Annotated in this window: 16 protein-coding genes; 11 read left to right on the top strand and 5 right to left on the bottom strand. The window is 64.6% G+C overall.

Features of this window, described 5'->3' with window-relative positions; genetic code table 11:
- The 5 genes from HMPREF2716_RS12445 to yacG form a co-directional block, all read left to right on the top strand.
- The coding region (locus tag HMPREF2716_RS12445; protein ID WP_049263055.1) for an ATPase, T2SS/T4P/T4SS family at positions 1-521 on the top strand (521 nt) is incomplete at its 5' end.
- Positions 522-524: 3 nt separating this feature from the next.
- The gene (pilC, locus tag HMPREF2716_RS12440) at positions 525-1745 is read left to right on the top strand and encodes a type 4a pilus biogenesis protein PilC (protein WP_023101565.1); all 1221 of its coding nucleotides are present in this window, start codon (positions 525-527) and stop codon (positions 1743-1745) included.
- A 3-nt stretch (positions 1746-1748) separates the two neighbouring features.
- Complete coding sequence (gene pilD / locus HMPREF2716_RS12435) at positions 1749-2621, top strand: type IV prepilin peptidase/methyltransferase PilD (protein ID WP_009875878.1); 873 nt, start codon at positions 1749-1751, stop codon at positions 2619-2621.
- The gene (coaE, locus tag HMPREF2716_RS12430; protein ID WP_003112838.1) at positions 2618-3229 is read left to right on the top strand and encodes a dephospho-CoA kinase; all 612 of its coding nucleotides are present in this window, start codon (positions 2618-2620) and stop codon (positions 3227-3229) included. Before pilD ends, coaE begins: the two co-directional genes overlap by 4 nt.
- Positions 3226-3426, top strand: coding sequence for a DNA gyrase inhibitor YacG (yacG, locus tag HMPREF2716_RS12425; RefSeq protein WP_003094656.1), 201 nt, complete (start codon positions 3226-3228; stop codon positions 3424-3426). Before coaE ends, yacG begins: the two co-directional genes overlap by 4 nt.
- Before the next feature lie 36 nt (positions 3427-3462).
- Here the strand turns inward: yacG and HMPREF2716_RS12420 are convergent, their stop codons facing one another.
- The 4 genes from HMPREF2716_RS12420 to HMPREF2716_RS12405 all read right to left on the bottom strand — a co-directional run bounded on the left by HMPREF2716_RS12420 (position 3463) and on the right by HMPREF2716_RS12405 (position 5356).
- The gene (locus tag HMPREF2716_RS12420) at positions 3463-3672 is read right to left on the bottom strand and encodes a hypothetical protein (protein ID WP_003094660.1); all 210 of its coding nucleotides are present in this window, start codon (positions 3670-3672) and stop codon (positions 3463-3465) included.
- A 105-nt stretch (positions 3673-3777) separates the two neighbouring features.
- Positions 3778-4467 carry an energy-coupling factor ABC transporter permease gene (locus HMPREF2716_RS12415; RefSeq protein ID WP_003094662.1) on the bottom strand — a complete coding sequence of 230 codons (690 nt, stop codon included), beginning with the start codon at positions 4465-4467 and terminating at the stop codon, positions 3778-3780.
- Complete coding sequence (locus HMPREF2716_RS12410) at positions 4464-4934, bottom strand: hypothetical protein (protein WP_003103866.1); 471 nt, start codon at positions 4932-4934, stop codon at positions 4464-4466. The genes HMPREF2716_RS12415 and HMPREF2716_RS12410 overlap by 4 nt, the downstream gene beginning before the upstream one ends.
- Positions 4931-5356 carry a GNAT family N-acetyltransferase gene (locus tag HMPREF2716_RS12405; RefSeq protein WP_016562341.1) on the bottom strand — a complete coding sequence of 142 codons (426 nt, stop codon included), beginning with the start codon at positions 5354-5356 and terminating at the stop codon, positions 4931-4933. The genes HMPREF2716_RS12410 and HMPREF2716_RS12405 overlap by 4 nt, the downstream gene beginning before the upstream one ends.
- 132 nt (positions 5357-5488) lie before the next feature.
- On the opposite strand from HMPREF2716_RS12405, the gene HMPREF2716_RS12400 reads away from it, so the two are divergent.
- The 4 genes from HMPREF2716_RS12400 to HMPREF2716_RS12385 all read left to right on the top strand — a co-directional run bounded on the left by HMPREF2716_RS12400 (position 5489) and on the right by HMPREF2716_RS12385 (position 8131).
- Positions 5489-6118: a DUF1780 domain-containing protein gene (locus HMPREF2716_RS12400; RefSeq protein WP_003094668.1), complete on the top strand. Its 630-nt coding sequence runs from the start codon at positions 5489-5491 to the stop codon at positions 6116-6118.
- Entirely contained in the window at positions 6115-6564 is a 450-nt protein-coding gene (locus HMPREF2716_RS12395; RefSeq protein ID WP_003094670.1) for an MOSC domain-containing protein, read from the top strand. The genes HMPREF2716_RS12400 and HMPREF2716_RS12395 overlap by 4 nt, the downstream gene beginning before the upstream one ends.
- 25 nt (positions 6565-6589) lie before the next feature.
- Positions 6590-6760 (top strand): DUF3094 family protein, encoded by a 171-nt coding sequence (locus tag HMPREF2716_RS12390; protein WP_003094672.1) that lies wholly within the window; start codon positions 6590-6592, stop codon positions 6758-6760.
- Between the two features lie 63 nt (positions 6761-6823).
- Positions 6824-8131, top strand: coding sequence for an NAD(P)/FAD-dependent oxidoreductase (locus HMPREF2716_RS12385; RefSeq protein WP_003112837.1), 1308 nt, complete (start codon positions 6824-6826; stop codon positions 8129-8131).
- 39 nt (positions 8132-8170) lie between these two features.
- Here HMPREF2716_RS12385 and zapE read toward each other — a convergent pair whose 3' ends face one another.
- The gene (gene zapE, locus HMPREF2716_RS12380; RefSeq protein WP_049284759.1) at positions 8171-9262 is read right to left on the bottom strand and encodes a cell division protein ZapE; all 1092 of its coding nucleotides are present in this window, start codon (positions 9260-9262) and stop codon (positions 8171-8173) included.
- 548 nt (positions 9263-9810) lie between these two features.
- Here zapE and HMPREF2716_RS12375 point away from each other — a divergent pair.
- The gene (locus HMPREF2716_RS12375; RefSeq protein WP_033862844.1) at positions 9811-11448 is read left to right on the top strand and encodes a ShlB/FhaC/HecB family hemolysin secretion/activation protein; all 1638 of its coding nucleotides are present in this window, start codon (positions 9811-9813) and stop codon (positions 11446-11448) included.
- A 48-nt stretch (positions 11449-11496) separates the two neighbouring features.
- Positions 11497-15696 carry a two-partner secretion system exoprotein TpsA4 gene (tpsA4, locus tag HMPREF2716_RS12370; protein WP_023518091.1) on the top strand — a complete coding sequence of 1400 codons (4200 nt, stop codon included), beginning with the start codon at positions 11497-11499 and terminating at the stop codon, positions 15694-15696.
- The last annotated feature ends 333 nt before the right edge of the window (positions 15697-16029 follow it).

Below are 16029 nucleotides of genomic sequence, written 5' to 3'. Positions count from 1 at the left end.
TCGGCGAGATCCGCGACCTGGAGACCGCCGAGATCGCCATCAAGGCGGCGCAGACCGGGCATATGGTGATGTCCACCCTGCACACCAACAGCGCCGCCGAGACCCTGACCCGGCTGCTGAACATGGGCGTGCCGGCGTTCAACCTGGCGACCTCGGTGAACCTGATCATCGCCCAGCGCCTTGCGCGAAAACTCTGTTCGCACTGCAAGAAAGAGCACGAGGTGCCGAGGGAAACCCTGCTTCACGAGGGCTTCCCGGAAGACAAGATCGGCACCTTCAAGCTTTATTCGCCGGTGGGCTGCGACCATTGCAAGAACGGTTACAAGGGACGTGTCGGTATTTATGAAGTAGTTAAAAACACCCCGGCCCTGCAGCGGATTATCATGGAGGAAGGCAACTCCATCGAGATCGCCGAGCAAGCCCGCAAAGAAGGCTTCAACGATCTGCGCACCTCAGGCCTGCTGAAAGCCATGCAGGGGATCACCAGCCTGGAGGAAGTCAACCGCGTGACCAAGGATTAATCCATGGCGGACAAAGCGTTAAAAACCAGCGTTTTCATCTGGGAGGGCACCGACAAGAAAGGCGCCAAGGTCAAGGGCGAACTGACCGGGCAGAATCCCATGCTGGTGAAGGCCCATCTGCGCAAGCAGGGCATCAATCCGCTCAAGGTACGCAAGAAAGGTATCTCCCTGCTGGGCGCAGGCAAGAAAGTCAAACCCATGGACATCGCCCTGTTCACCCGGCAGATGGCGACCATGATGGGTGCTGGCGTTCCCCTCCTGCAATCGTTCGACATCATCGGCGAAGGCTTCGACAATCCCAACATGCGCAAGCTGGTGGATGAGATCAAGCAGGAAGTGTCCTCGGGCAACAGCCTGGCCAACTCACTGAGAAAGAAACCGCAGTACTTCGACGAACTCTATTGCAACCTGGTCGATGCCGGCGAGCAATCGGGCGCCTTGGAAAACTTGCTGGATAGAGTCGCGACCTACAAGGAAAAAACGGAATCGTTAAAAGCAAAGATCAGGAAGGCGATGACTTATCCTATCGCCGTCATCATCGTTGCCTTAATCGTCTCCGCCATTCTTCTGATCAAGGTCGTCCCGCAGTTCCAATCCGTATTCCAAGGTTTTGGCGCAGAGCTGCCTGCATTCACTCAAATGGTCGTAAATTTATCCGAGTTCCTACAGGAATGGTGGCTTGCCGTCATCGTTGGCGTGGGGGTGATTGGCTTTACCTTCAAGGAACTGCATAAACGCTCAAAAAAATTCCGCGACACACTCGACAGAACGATCCTCAAACTTCCCATTTTCGGAGGCATCGTCTACAAATCTGCGGTCGCTCGTTATGCACGGACCTTGTCCACGACCTTCGCCGCGGGTGTTCCCCTGGTCGATGCGCTCGACTCCGTCTCCGGAGCGACCGGCAATATCGTGTTCAAGAACGCGGTCAGCAAGATCAAGCAAGACGTTTCCACCGGCATGCAGCTCAACTTCTCCATGCGCACCACCAGCGTCTTTCCCAACATGGCGATCCAGATGACCGCCATCGGCGAGGAGTCCGGTTCGCTCGATGAGATGCTGAGCAAAGTCGCCAGCTACTACGAAGAGGAAGTCGACAACGCCGTGGACAACCTCACCACGCTCATGGAACCGATGATCATGGCCGTTCTCGGCGTACTGGTTGGCGGTCTGATCGTGGCCATGTACCTTCCGATCTTCCAACTCGGCAACGTCGTCGGATAACTGATGCCCCTCCTCGACTACCTGGCCAGCCATCCGCTGGCCTTTGTCTTGTGCGCTATCCTCCTTGGCCTGCTGGTTGGCAGCTTCCTCAACGTCGTCGTGCATCGCCTGCCGAAGATGATGGAGCGCAACTGGAAGGCCGAGGCCCGCGAAGCGCTCGGGCTGGAGCCGGAACCCAAGCAGGCGACCTACAACCTGGTGCTGCCGAATTCGGCGTGCCCGCGCTGCGGCCACGAGATCCGCCCCTGGGAAAACATCCCGCTGGCCAGCTACCTGGCGCTGGGCGGCAAGTGTTCGTCCTGCAAGGCCGCCATCGGCAAACGCTACCCCCTGGTGGAACTGGCCACCGCGCTGCTTTCCGGCTACGTCGCCTGGCATTTCGGCTTCACCTGGCAGGCGGGCGCGATGCTCCTGCTGACCTGGGGCCTGCTGGCGATGAGCCTGATCGATGCCGATCACCAACTGCTGCCGGACGTGCTGGTGCTGCCGCTGCTCTGGCTGGGCCTGATCGCCAACCATTTCGGCCTCTTCGCCAGCCTCGACGATGCGCTGTTCGGCGCGGTGTTCGGCTACCTGAGCCTGTGGTCGGTGTTCTGGCTGTTCAAGCTGGTGACCGGCAAGGAGGGCATGGGCTACGGCGACTTCAAGCTGCTGGCCATGCTCGGTGCCTGGGGCGGCTGGCAGATACTGCCGCTGACCATCCTGCTGTCGTCGCTGGTCGGGGCGATCCTCGGGGTGATCATGCTGCGCCTGCGCAACGCCGAAAGCGGCACGCCGATCCCCTTCGGTCCCTATCTGGCGATTGCCGGGTGGATTGCTTTGCTCTGGGGTGATCAAATAACCCGGACCTATCTGCAATTCGCCGGATTCAAATGACCCAACCCTGGATACTAGGCCTCACGGGCGGTATCGGCAGCGGCAAGAGCGCAGCCGCCGAGCATTTCATTTCCCTCGGCGTCCACCTGGTGGACGCCGACCATGCCGCCCGCTGGGTGGTGGAGCCGGGGCGTCCGGCCCTGGCGAAGATCGTCGAACGCTTCGGCGACGGCATCCTCCTGCCCGATGGCCAGCTCGACCGCGCCGCCTTGCGCGAGCGGATCTTCCAGGCGCCGGAGGAACGGCGCTGGCTGGAGCAATTGCTGCACCCGCTGATCGGCGCGGAGATCGTCCAGTACCTGGCCAGGGCCGAATCGCCCTATGCCATCCTGGTCTCGCCGCTGCTGGTGGAGTCCGGCCAGCGCCAGATGACCCACCGCGTGCTGGTGGTGGATACCCCGGAACATCTGCAACTACAGCGCACCATGCTTCGCGACAAGGTCTCCGAGGAGCAGGTGCGCTCGATCCTCCAGGCCCAGGCCCGGCGCGACGAGCGCTTGAAGCACGCCGACGACGTGCTGGTCAACGACGGCGACCTGTCCCACCTGCAGCGTGAAGTCGAACGACTGCACGCCTTCTACCTGACCTTGCGAGGAGGCCGAGCATGAGCCAGCCCCTGACCGTGGAGTGCCCGACCTGCGGCGCGCCCGTCGAATGGAAAAGCGACAACAAGTACCGCCCCTTCTGCTCCGACCGCTGCAAGCTGATCGATCTCGGCGCCTGGGCCGCCGAGGAACATGCGATCCCCGGCGACACCCTGGAAGACGACATCTTCTCCGCCGACCTGCCGCCTCGCGAGCATTGAACGCAACGGGCCAGCCAATCCGGCTGGCCCGTTCCTTCAGGGACGCATGAAAGCGTAGTCGCGCTGGTCGTCGAGATTCTCCGCAAGAAATTGCAGTTCGCTGGCCAGGTCGCCAGCATCGCGCTCCGCCCGGTTCAGTTCGACGATTGCGCTGAGCAACGCGCGCAGGCGCATTGCCCGGTCCGCCTCGTCGCTCTTCGACAGCAACTCTCGCAGGCCCTCTCGGGCCCATTCATGGACACCCACGTTCCGCTCCTCACCTGGGAAAACGGCAGGATCGCGGCCGGCTTCGTCCGAAACACTGACGCAAGTCAGCCGCTGCCCGCCATGAACCTGGCGAATGACTGGTCATCAGGGCTTGCGCTCTTCGTCCTTCCAGGGCGCCTGCAGGTAGCGCGTGCGATTGAAGGTTTCCAGCCACTCCGGGTAGTAGACCACCAGGCCGGTGATCACCGTGCCGTTGATGAAGGCCTCGGGGAACATGATCAGCCACAGGTAACCGGCGAAGTCCTCCAGCCAGGGCGGCATCGGGAAAAGGCCGTCGATCCAGACCACGCCAAGGCCGAGCAGCAGGACCACCACCGCGGTGAGGGCCGCCGGGAAGAAACCGCAGCAGAAGATGTAGACGAACAGGTTGCGCGGCTGGCGCTTTTCCACGAACAACGCCGCCAGCTCCGCGATCAGCGCGGGGATCGCCACCAGCAGCACGCCGTTGACGCCGATCGCCAGCCAATCCTGGCGGCCGAGCAGGCACAAGCCCAGTTGCGCCACCAGCCCCACCACGATCGCCAGCGGCCAGTCGAGCAGCAAGGTGACGGCGGTCATACCGATGAAATGGAAGGACAGTCCCGACTCGAAGTCCCGGCGCACCAGCCAGAGCAGGAACAGCCCGAGCATGGTGCCGAACACCAGGTGCTGGCGGCGGGTATCGCTGACCAGCTCGACCCAGGGCGCGCGCCAGGCGGCGAGCAGCAGCAGCGGCGCATAGATGGCCCAGCCCAGTTCCAGGCTTTCCGCCGACAGCAATTCGGCAGCGATCACGGCTGCAGTTGTTCCAGGGCGATGCGCAGGGCCACCGGCGAATCCAACTGGCGGGTTTCCAACACGCGGCGCTGCTCCAGCCTGACCCAGAGGACCTTGCCCTCGTCCGAGGCATAGCGAGAAGCGATGGCCGCGTCGCGATCGAGCAGCACCGGATAACTGTAGTCACGCATGGCCGGCACCGCGAAAAGCCGGGAAATCAGCGCCGGCATGCGGCTGATGTCCGCCAGGAACAGCGCGTGGCGCGCCTCCAGGTAGCCCTTTGGGCGTTCCGCCAGCGCCGCCTTGACCAGCTTCGAGCCGTCCATGTCCCGCGCCACCAGCAGGACCCGGGTGGAGTCGTCCAGCGAGTGCGCCTTTTCGAACTGGTCCTGCAACGTCCAGGGCTCCAGGGTGGAGCCCTTCTCCACGGCCAGCGCCAGGCCGGGCAGCAGCATGGCCAGCAGAACCCAATGCAGTCGTTTCACGCGTGTCCCTCCCGAGTGGAAAATACCTGGATGTCCTTGCGCCGCTCCCAGTCCGACTGGGCTCGCCAGAATGCCTGTGCCTCCTCGGCGGCATCCAGGACGAAGACATGGGATTTGCCGATCCCCTCCCTCGCCAGACGCGCCAACACCTCGTCGAGCATCTGCCGCGCCAGCCCCAGCCCTCGATAACCGGGATCGACCACCAGGTGCTGGAGGTAACCACGGCGACCGTCATGCCCGGCCATCAGGCAGGCGATCACCTCCCCTTCGGTTTCGACCAGCAGGCTCAGCCCGGGGTTGCGTTGAAGGTAGGCGAGGAAGAAGGGATAGGCGTCCTCCGCACGGAGGCGAATACCCGGCGTTCGCGACCACAGCGCGAAGAGTGCCGGGTGATCGGCGGCGATGACGCTGCGAAGTTGCATCGGAACGGCTCCGGCCCAAGGGGAACGGCAGTGTACACCGAGCCTCGCCGCTGGCGCGCTCCGGGACGGATTGTCGCGGCCGAAGCGCCTGTGGGCTGGAAAGCGGGCCCGCCGGCAGACTAAGCTGAGCCCATGAACGAAGCGGATTATCTGCGCCTGCTCACCCGTCAGGCCGAACAAGCCAACGACTTCCTCTCCAACGCACGTAAATGGGACCGCGAGCGCTGGGTCTGCCAGCGCTTCCTCGAAGCCCTCAACGTGCCCTATCGCCAGGAGGATTTCGCCGCCCCCGGGGAGCAGCCGCCGGACGTCCTGTTCAAGGGTGCCGGCTTCGAGGTGTTCTTCGTCCTCGATGAAGGTCGCCGGCTGAACGAGGAGTGGCGCGAGGAACTGACCCGTCGCCGCCAGGCCGTCAGCCTGCGCCAACTGATCCGCCGCGAAGAGCGGCCACAACGGATCGCCGCCGCCGAGCTGCAGGCACGGCTGGCGCCAACCCTGCGCAAGAAGGCGCACAACTATAGCGAGCGCGGCATCGACCACGGCGAACTGGACCTGCTGGCCTTCGTCAACCTGAAGCGCGCGGTGCCCGATTTCAATACGCCCTTCCCGCCGCCCACCGAATACCTGCGCCAAGGCTGGCGCTCGCTGTCGATGGTCGGTCCGACCTTTGCCCGGGTGCTCTTCGCTCACTCCGGCGCCCCCGAATTCCTGCGCGCCAACCTCGGCCGCAGCATCCTGTTCGACGCCGGGGTAGGCCTGTGAGCGAAGGGCGGGTGAAGTGGATCGGCGTGCGCTCCGGCAGCCGCGCGCCGATCCAGGAACTGGAGGCGGTGGAGGCACGGCGCGGCCTGGGACTGACGGGCGACCACCCGCACCCGCCGCGCCAGGTCACCCTGGTGCAATGGGAACACATCGAGGCCCTCGGTACCCTGCTGGGCAGGCCGCTGTTGCCCAACGAGATGCGCCGCAACATCGCCGTCGCCGGCATCAACCTGCTCAGCCTGAAGGACCGTCGCTTCCGCCTCGGCGGCGCGCTGCTGGAAACCACTGGCTGGTACCAACCCTGCGGACGCCTGGAAAAGCACATCGACCACCGCACGCTGAAAAGCGTGCGCGAACAGGGCGGCATCACCGCGCGGGTGATCGGCAGCGGAGTGATCCGCCTCGACGATCCGCTGGTGATCGAGCCCCCTGTCTGTCTAGAATGACCGACATCGAAAACGGAGGCCTGCCATGTCCAGCCGACTGAGCCCCGAAGACCAGCAGAAGGTCGAGCAGTACCTCGCCTCGCCGCTGCACCAGGTCGAGCGTGCGCCGTTCCGCCCGTGGTTCCTGATGTTCGTCCTGCTCGCCGTGGTCATCGGCCTGGGCCTGCTCAGCCGCCTCCTCAGCTACCTGGCCTGAGTCGTCCGGTCGAGCCACGCTCCCGACGACCGCCTCACGGAATTCCCACTATGAGATATCCACATGTCCCATCGCATCGTGATCGTCGGCGGCGGCGCCGGCGGACTGGAGCTCGCCACCCGTCTCGGCCGCACCCTGGGTAAACGCGGCAAAGCCCAGGTCACCCTGGTCGACGCCAACCTCACCCACATCTGGAAACCCCTGCTGCACGAAGTCGCCGCCGGCTCGCTCAACTCCTCCGAGGACGAGCTGAACTACGTCGCCCAGGCGAAGTGGAACCACTTCGAATTCCAGCTCGGCCGCATGCAGGGCCTGGATCGCGCCGGCAAGCGGGTCCGCCTGGCCGCACTGGTGGACGAGAATGGCGTTGAACTGGTTCCCGAGCGCGACATCGCCTACGACACCCTGGTGATCGCCGTCGGCAGCACCACCAACGACTTCGGCACCGAGGGCGCTGCGGAACACTGCATTTTCCTCGATACCCGCGCCCAGGCCGAACGCTTCCATCGCCAACTGCTCGGCCAGTACCTGCGTGCGCATACCGGGCACGACGCGAACAACAACGCAGTGAGTATCGCCATCATCGGCGCCGGCGCCACCGGCGTCGAACTGGCTGCGGAACTGCACCACGCCGCGCAGATGCTGGCCGCCTACGGGCTCGACCGGATCCGCCCGGAAGACCTGCACATCAGCCTGGTCGAAGCCGGCCCGCGGGTGCTGCCGGCGCTGCCCGAGCGTATCAGCCAGCCGGTACACCAGACCCTGAGCAAGCTCGGCGTACGGGTGATGACCGGCTCGGCGGTGAGCAAGGTAGATGCGGACGGCCTCTGGACCGGCGACGGCGAGTTCGTCCCGGCGACGCTCAAGGTGTGGGCGGCGGGCATCCGGGCTCCGGCCTTCCTCAAGGAACTCGACGGCCTGGAAAGCAACCGTATCAACCAACTGGTGGTCCGCCCGACCCTGCAGACCACCCGCGACGACGACATCTTCGCCTTCGGCGACTGCGCCGCCTGTCCCCAGCCGGCGCAACCGGGAGAGCAACCGCGCAACGTGCCGCCACGCGCCCAGGCCGCGCACCAGCAGGCCTCGCTGCTGGTGAAATCGCTACGTGCCCGTCTCGAAGGCAAGCCGCTGGGCGAATATCACTACCGCGACTACGGTTCGCTGATCTCGCTGTCGCGCTTCAGCGCGGTCGGCAACCTGATGGGCAATCTGATGGGTAGCGTCATGCTCGAAGGCTGGCTGGCGCGGATGTTCTACGTATCGCTATACCGCATGCACCAGATGGCGTTGTACGGTCCGCTGCGCACCGCGATGCTGATGCTTAGCGGCCGCCTGCGCAGCACCGAGCCACGCCTCAAGCTGCACTGAGCCATTACGCCCCGTTTGCCGTCGGCGCGGGGCGTTCCTTCAACAGCGAAGCTGGCGCAACTGCGCCAGCCGACTGGCGGTACGCTGCATGTCCGCAGGCAGGTCGCTGCCCTCGACCAGGTCCGGCAGCGCCTTTTCGGCACTCAGGAAAAAACGCCGGTCATTGTCGTAAAGGACGTCGACGAGATTGATGAAGCGCTGCTGGGCGGCGACCGAACAGCGCGCCATCGGCGGTACGCCCTCCAGCACCCAGGTAGAGAAGCGTTCGCCGAGGGCAAGGTAGTCCATCACCGCGGTTGGCGCCTCGCAAAGGTCGGCGAAGGCGAACCACACCAGGTCGCCGCACACCGCGCGCGCCTGCAACGTCCTCGCGCCGCTTTGCAGGGTCACGCGTTGCGAGGGCTCGGGCGCGGACAAGCCCAGCTCGTCCAGGCAAGCGCATGAGGCTGGCCAGCAATACCCGCCGCTGGCATAACCGGAAGCGATCTCCTGCCGCGGCGAAATCGTCCGGTAGTCCCGGGCGCCGGCTACTTCCAGCACTTCCATGCGCGTCTCGATCAACCGGATCGCCGGCAGGAAGCGTTCGTGGTAGAGCGGATTGGGCAGCAGTTGCCGCGGCGCGTAGTTGGAGGTGCAGACCAGGGTGATCTTCCTGCGGAACAGCTCCCTGAACAGGCGTGTTATCAGCATCGCGTCGCCAATGTCGTGGACATGGAATTCGTCGAAGCAAAGCAGCCGGCAGTCTCCTAGCAGTTCGTCGAGCGCACCGCCCAGGGCATCGGGCCGCCCCTGGCGGCGGAACATACCGTCATGAAGCCGGCGAAAGAACGCATGGAAATGCGTCCGGCGCAGGCCCTGCAAATCGGCGCTGCGAAAGAAGCCATCCATCAGCCAGCTCTTGCCGCGCCCGACCGGCCCCCACAGGTAGAGGCTGCGCGGCGCTTGCCGGAATAGCGACGGACCTCGACGCAAGCGCTCCGCCAATCGATCGAGATGAAGAATGGCATTGCCCTGGGCTGCGTCCAACACATAGCCGCGCCGTTGCGCCTCTTGGTGGAAATAGCGGGCTACGGGCGTTGTGGGCTTGGTGCCGGTCATGGGTGAACGCCACGAAAAAGAACCGAAAGACACACTCCGTTGATGCTCAGCCTGAGAGGGCCCTTAAACCGAGAACGGCATTCTAGCGCTGCGTCCTGCCCATGCTCCAGCCGCCAGACCGAACGGCGGGCGATAGTCGGACAGGCCCTTTGATCATGACCGCCACGGTCGCGATACGGAATCGCGCTCAGCCGCTACTTCCGCCCCACTGTTTCCGCCGCTTCCGCTGCCGAGCCCATTATCACCGGAGTTTTTTCCTACAGCAGTCCTCCCAGTCCCCTACGAAAACCAAGAAGTTCTACCGGCCAACGCCAGAAAACTACGATTGTCGCCGTTTCAGCCTCGCCTCAGGCTATCGCCCACTCGATTCTCCGCCTTGAAACCGATCGTTCTGCACATGCCTGCGGATATCGGCTTCTTTTCCCTGCAAGAACCGCGCTCCGGGCCGATTGACCATGCATCCAGCTTTTCCGCGTAACCAGGCTAGCCTTTCTTTCCCACCTCCCTCTCCAAAACCTTCCGGCAGTTCCACTTCGATCGTTCCATCCCTCAGGGCCGGACCGCTGCTCCGTACGGGCCTCATGGGAATGGCCATGTTGTCGTCCTGCCTTGCCAATGCCGCCCCGGATGCGGGGCAGGCGCTGCGTGACGTGGAAAGCCGACGCCTGAACCTGCCCGCGCCGGTGGAACTGGACGCCGAGCGCCCCAGCCCCGAGGACGGCGTATCACGGGCTGCCGAAGAGGGCGGCCCGACGGTGCTGGTCAAGCGCTTCCAACTCAGCGGCAACAGGCAGTTCGACGATCGACGCCTGCTGGCGCTCCTGCACGACCTGCCGGGCCAGGAACTCAATCTGAGCCAATTGCACGCCGCCGCCGCCCGCATCGGCGATTTCTATCAGGAAAAGGGATATGTGCTGGCGCGCGCCTTCCTCCCGGCACAGGAAATCCAGGATGGAACAGTACGCATCGAAGTGCTCGAGGGACGCTACGGCAGGATCGAACTGCACAACACGTCCCGAACGCTGGACCGCGTTCTACTCCGCCCCTTGAGCGCACTCGAACGAGATACCGCGGTCCAGGGCTCGGAGCTGGAGCGTGCGCTTCTGCTCCTGAGCGACATTCCCGGCCTCCAGGCCAAAGGCACCCTGCTGCCGGGCCAGGCGCAGGGAACCACGGACTTGCGCGTCGAGGCCCGCCCCGGCCCGCTGGTCGGCGGCAGGCTGGAGGCAGACAACTATGGCGGCCGCTACATGGGGGAATATCGCCTGGGAACCACCCTCGACTTCAACAGCCCGCTGCGACTGGGCGACCAGGCGAGACTGAGCCTGCTGGGCAGCGATCGGCACCAACGCTACTACCGTGCAGCCTATCAACTGCCCCTTGGTTCCCGAGGCACGCGCATCGGACTGGCCCACGCCGAGACGACCTATCGACTGGTACGCGATTTCTCGCGCCTGGACGCCCATGGCCGGGCCATTACCGACAGTCTGTTCGTCAGCCAGCCCCTGCTGCGTAGCCGCAGCTTAAGCCTGTCCACCCAGTTGCAATATGAAAACAAACGACTTCGCGATGACCAGGAGCGTACCGGGAGGCATAGCCGCAAGGAGATCCGCCTGTGGACCGCCAGCATCAGCGGAAACGCCCAGGACCGCTTGTTCGGCGGTGGACAGAGCGGCTTCTCGCTGGCCTATGCCCACGGCCAGCTCGCCATCGACTCCGCCGAAGAGCGGCTGCTGGACCGCTACACCATCGGTACCGCCGGCAGCTTCGACAAGATCATGCTCAACGCCGTACGCCTGCAGCACCTGGGCGACCGCCTGCAGTTGTTCGCCCAACTCAACGCCCAGTGGAGCGGCGGCAACCTAGACAGCGCGGAACAGTTCGACATGGGCGGCCCCTACGGCGTTCGGGCGTTCCCCCTGGGCAGCTACAAGGGCTACGGCGACGAAGGCTGGCAAGCCAGTGCGGAGCTGCGCTACAGCCTGGCTCCGGGCTGGCAGCTGAGTTCGTTCGTCGACCAGGGCGCGGTGGAATTCCTCAAGCACCCCAACACCACGGAAGGCAATCGCAACCGCATGGCCGCCGTCGGCAGCGGCGCAACCTGGTACGGAACGGATCACCAGGTCAGCCTGACCGCCGCCTGGCCCCTGAGCCAGGAAAACAACATCGAGCCCGAGCGCACTCCCCGGCTGTGGCTGCAAGCGACCCGCTACTTCTGAGCAAGCTCCCGCCCGCCATGCCGGCGGGCCCCACTGAAAGGAAAAGCCATGAACAAGAGCTATACGCTGGTCTGGAACCAGGCCACAGGCTGTTGGAACGTCGCAAGCGAAGGTACCCGTCGGCGCAGCAAGAGCGGACGCGGCAAGGCGCTCGTAGTCGCCGGAGCGTCACTGCTCGGCCTGTTCTGCCAGGCCCCCGCCTTCGCCCTGCCCAGCGGCGCCACGGTCGTTTCAGGCGATGCCGGATTCCAGACATCCACCGATGGCCGGCATATGGTCATCGACCAGCAGAGCCACAAGCTGATCACCAATTGGAACGAGTTCAGCGTCCGTACCGATGAGCGGGTCAGCTTCCACCAGCCGGGCCAGGACGCCGTCGCCCTGAACCGGGTGATCGGCCGCAACGGCAGCGATATCCAGGGGCGGATAGATGCCAACGGCAAGGTCTTCCTGGTCAATCCCAACGGCGTGGTCTTCGGCAAGTCCGCCCAGGTCAACGTAGGCGGCCTGGTGGCTTCCACCCTGGACCTGGCCGACAGGGACTTCCTCGCCGGCAACTACCAGTTCTCCGGCGACTCCGGCGCAACCGTAAGCAATGCCGGCAACCTGCAAGCCAGCGAAGGCGGCAGCATCGCCCTGCTGGGCGCCCGGGTCAGCAACGACGGCGTGATCCAGGCACAACTCGGCGACGTGGCCCTGGGCGCAGGCCAGGGCATCAACCTCAATTTCGACGGCGACGGCCTGCTCAACCTGCAGGTGGACAAGGGCTCGGTCGACGCTCTCGCACACAACGGCGGCCTCATCCGCGCCGATGGCGGCCAGGTGCTGATGAGCGCCCGCAGCGCCGACAGCCTGCTCAAGACCGTCGTCAACAACCAGGGCACTCTCGAGGCCAGGACGCTACGCAGCGCGGAAGGACGCATCGTCCTCGACGGCGGCGAACAGGGTACCGTGCGGGTGGCCGGCAAGCAGGACGCCAGCGCCATCGGCGGAGGCAATGGCGGCCTGGTGCTGAACCAGGGCGCGAACGTCGAGATACAGCGAACCGCGCAGGTGGACACCCATGCCGACCAGGGCGCAACCGGCACCTGGAGGATTCTCTCGCACGAGGTCAGCGTAGCCGCTGTCGGCCAGGCAAACGCTGCCGGTGATGGTTCCGGCCAGGTCCATGTAGCGCAGGGCCCAGCCGGGGCCAATGCGTCCGATAGCAACGGCGTGACCATCGTTCAGCAGCAGCCGGCCGTCGACCTCGCCGCCAGCGCCAACGGTACCTCCGCAGTGCAGAGCCAGAGCGGCGCCAACATCGGCTCGGGCGCCAATGGCATCAGCGTCGTGCAAAGCCAGAATGGCGCCAATATCGGCGCCGGCGCGAGTGGCATCAGCGTCGTGCAGAGCCAGAACAGCCCCAACATCGGCTCGGGCGTCAATGGCGTGACTGTCGTGCAGAGCCAGAACGGTGCCAATATCGGTTCGGGCGCAAGTGGCATCACCGTTGTGCAAAGCCAGAATGGCGCAAATATCGGTTCAGGCGCGAGTGGCATCAGCGTCGTGCAGAGCCAGAGCGGCCCCAGCATCGGCTCGGGCGTCAATGGCGTCACAATCGTACAGAGCCAGAGCGGTGCCAACATCGGCCCCGGCGTCAGCGGAATCGATGTCGTCCAGACCCAGACTCTCCCCAACCTGAGCCCAGGCGCCAATGGCTCCAGCATCGTCCAGGTCCAGACGCTACCCGATATCGCCGCCGACGCCGGCAATGTGCATGTCGTGCAGGTCCAGACCGGCGGTAACAAGGTCTTCGGCAACTCCGCCACCAACGTCAGGTCACGTACCGTTCAGGCCCGGAGTAGCGAGAATGTCGGTTCCGGCCTGGCGAATCCAAGCAGCGCGGGAAAAGGCCCGACGTTGCATGCCGATACCCTGGCCCGCAACCTTTCCACAAGCAACGTCGAAGTGGTCGCCACCCGGGGCAACGCGCATGTCGGCGCGCCGCTGTCCTGGGACAGCGGCAACGGCCTGACGCTAACCGCCGAGCGCGGGGACCTCAGGATCAATGGCGCGCTGACGGCCCAGGGAGAAAACGCCAGCCTTACTCTCAATGCCGGGCAGCGCCCTCTCCGTATCGACGACAGCCTCTCCCTCACCGGCCAGGGAGCCCGGGTCGAATTCAATTCGGACAAGGGTTATGCCCTCGCCGAAGGCACCCGGATCACCCTGTCCGGCAAGAACGCAGGATTCCGCGCCAATGGGCGGGACTACAGCGTGATCCAGGACCTGCAGCAGTTGCGCGGCATCGATAGGAACCTGGGCGGCAGCTATGCCCTCGGCAATCGAATCGCAGGCGGCCATTCCAGCTTCCTGTCGATAGGCAACGCCAGCGCCTTCGGCGGTACCTTCGACGGCCTGGGCAACACCATCGATAATCTCGCCGTCTACGGCACCGGCGCCTACTCCGGCCTGTTCAGCGTCAACCGGGGCACCCTCCGCAACCTGAACCTGGAACGCATTTCCGCCGATGGAGCACAGGCCACCCACTACAACGTCCAGGTCGGTAGCCTGGCCGCCGTCAACCTCGGTCGCATCGACAATGTGAACGCCAGCGACATCCGTATCGCCGCGGCCTCGAAGCTGAACAGCCTCGGCGGGCTGGTCGCACTGAACCTGGGTAGTATCGACAACGCCAGCGCCAGCGGCACGCTGGTCGGCAACCGCCACACCTATGCTCTGGGCGGACTCGCAGCCGAAAACATCAGCACAGCCAGGGGCGTGGCCAGCATCTCCAACAGCCGGGCCGATTTTGCCATCTCCGGCCAGTTGAAGGACCATGCCAGCCACTACGGCGCGGGGGGCCTGGTAGGCAGGAACCGCGGCGGCCTCATCCGCAGCAGCGGCAGTCAGGGAACGCTGTCGCTGAGCGGTCACGGAATGAACCTGGGAGGACTGGTCGGATACAGCTCCGCCGGCGGACTGGCGGACGTTTCCGCCTCCGTCGACGTCTCAGGCAACGGACAGCGCGGCCTGTACGGTGGGCTCATCGGCCTCAACGTAAACAGTGGTATTGCCCACGCCACGGCCAGCGGCAAGGTCCGGGGCACAGACGCGGAAGCACTGGGCGGGCTGATCGGCCGGAACCTGAACGCGGCCATCAACAACGCCAGCGCCCATGGCGATGTCAGCCTGCAAGACGGTCGCTACCTGGGAGGCCTGATCGGCCACAACCAGGCAGGCAACCTGGCCGACGTCAGTGCCAGCGGCAACCTGAGTGGTGGGTCGCTGCTCCAGGCCGGCGGCCTGATCGGTCTCAACGCCAATGCCTCGCTGGTCAATGCCTCCGCCAAGGGCAATGTCGCTACCCGCGGAGCAGAAGCGGTTGGCGGTCTGCTCGGAGAAAACCTGTACGGCTCCGTCATCAACGGTTCCGCCAGTGGCGAAGTCACCGACGGCAGCGGCAAAACCCTGGGTGGCCTGATAGGGTCCAACCTCGGCGGCAATCATTCCAACCTGAAGGCCTCCGGGTGGGTAAACGCAGGGGCGAACAGTGACGTGGGAGGGCTGATCGGCCACAACCGGGGCGGCAACCACAGCACCCTGGCGGCATCCGGCAATGTCACCGGGGGCAAGGGCAGTCGCGTCGGCGGACTCGTCGGCTATAACGATGCCGCCTCGCTGACGAACGTCTCGGCTTCGGGCAACGTCAGCGCCAGTGGTTCCAGGGCCATCGGCGGGTTGATCGGCAGTGACCTGCGAGGTTCGCTGATGCTCGCCAGCAGTCATGGAATCGTGAACGACAAGACCGGCCACAACCTGGGAGGGTTGGTCGGCCGCGGTGAAAACACCTCGATCCGCTCCGCCAAGGCCAGCGGTGCGGTGAGCGGAGGCGCCGGGATCAGGGCCGGCGGACTGGTCGGCTCCCTGGAGGGCTGGCAGGCTCTCATCCTGGGGGCCTCGGCCGGCGGCGATGTGACGGCGGGCTACGATAGCTATATTGGCGGGCTGGTGGGCTTCAGCACCGCCACCATCAGCGGCGCTTCCGCTTCCGGCAAGGTCGGAGGCTCGGGTCTGCTGGGCGGCCTGGTCGCCTGGAACCAGGGGAATGTCATGGGTTCTTCGGCCAGCGGCAGGCTGGAGCCACAAATCCCCAACCAGATCCATGGCGGACTGATCGGCATCAATTTTGGCTGGCAGTCCTGGAACTCGGTATACGGGGCTGCGGCGACCGTTCCAATGATAGGTCGCCACTACAACCTGTGAATCGATTCTCCCGGTACCCGTACCGGGAGGCTTCCTGTTCGATGGAGCGGCCGGGCCTCAGGGCCCGCCGCCTCCAGACGCTCGATGAATGCCATGCGGGAAGGCCAGGCGTCGGAGAAACAGGGCTGGAAGAGCGGCCCCTCCTCCTTCCCACAGGCCAGCATTCGGAAAATAAGGGTACAGAAACGAAAAAGCCCACCTTCGCAGGTGGGCTTTTTCGTCTTGAATATGGTGGGTCGTGTAGGATTCGAACCTACGACCAATTGGTTAAAAGACAATTGGCCTAGGTCTCTCTAGGAAGGGTTTTAAAGCCCCGTACCGATTTAGCTGAGC

It is taken from the genome of Pseudomonas sp. HMSC076A11, from assembly GCF_001810205.1.
Taxonomy (GTDB): domain Bacteria; phylum Pseudomonadota; class Gammaproteobacteria; order Pseudomonadales; family Pseudomonadaceae; genus Pseudomonas; species Pseudomonas aeruginosa.
The sequence above is the reverse complement of the archived record's forward strand: the minus strand, read 5'-3'. Positions and strand labels throughout refer to the sequence as shown.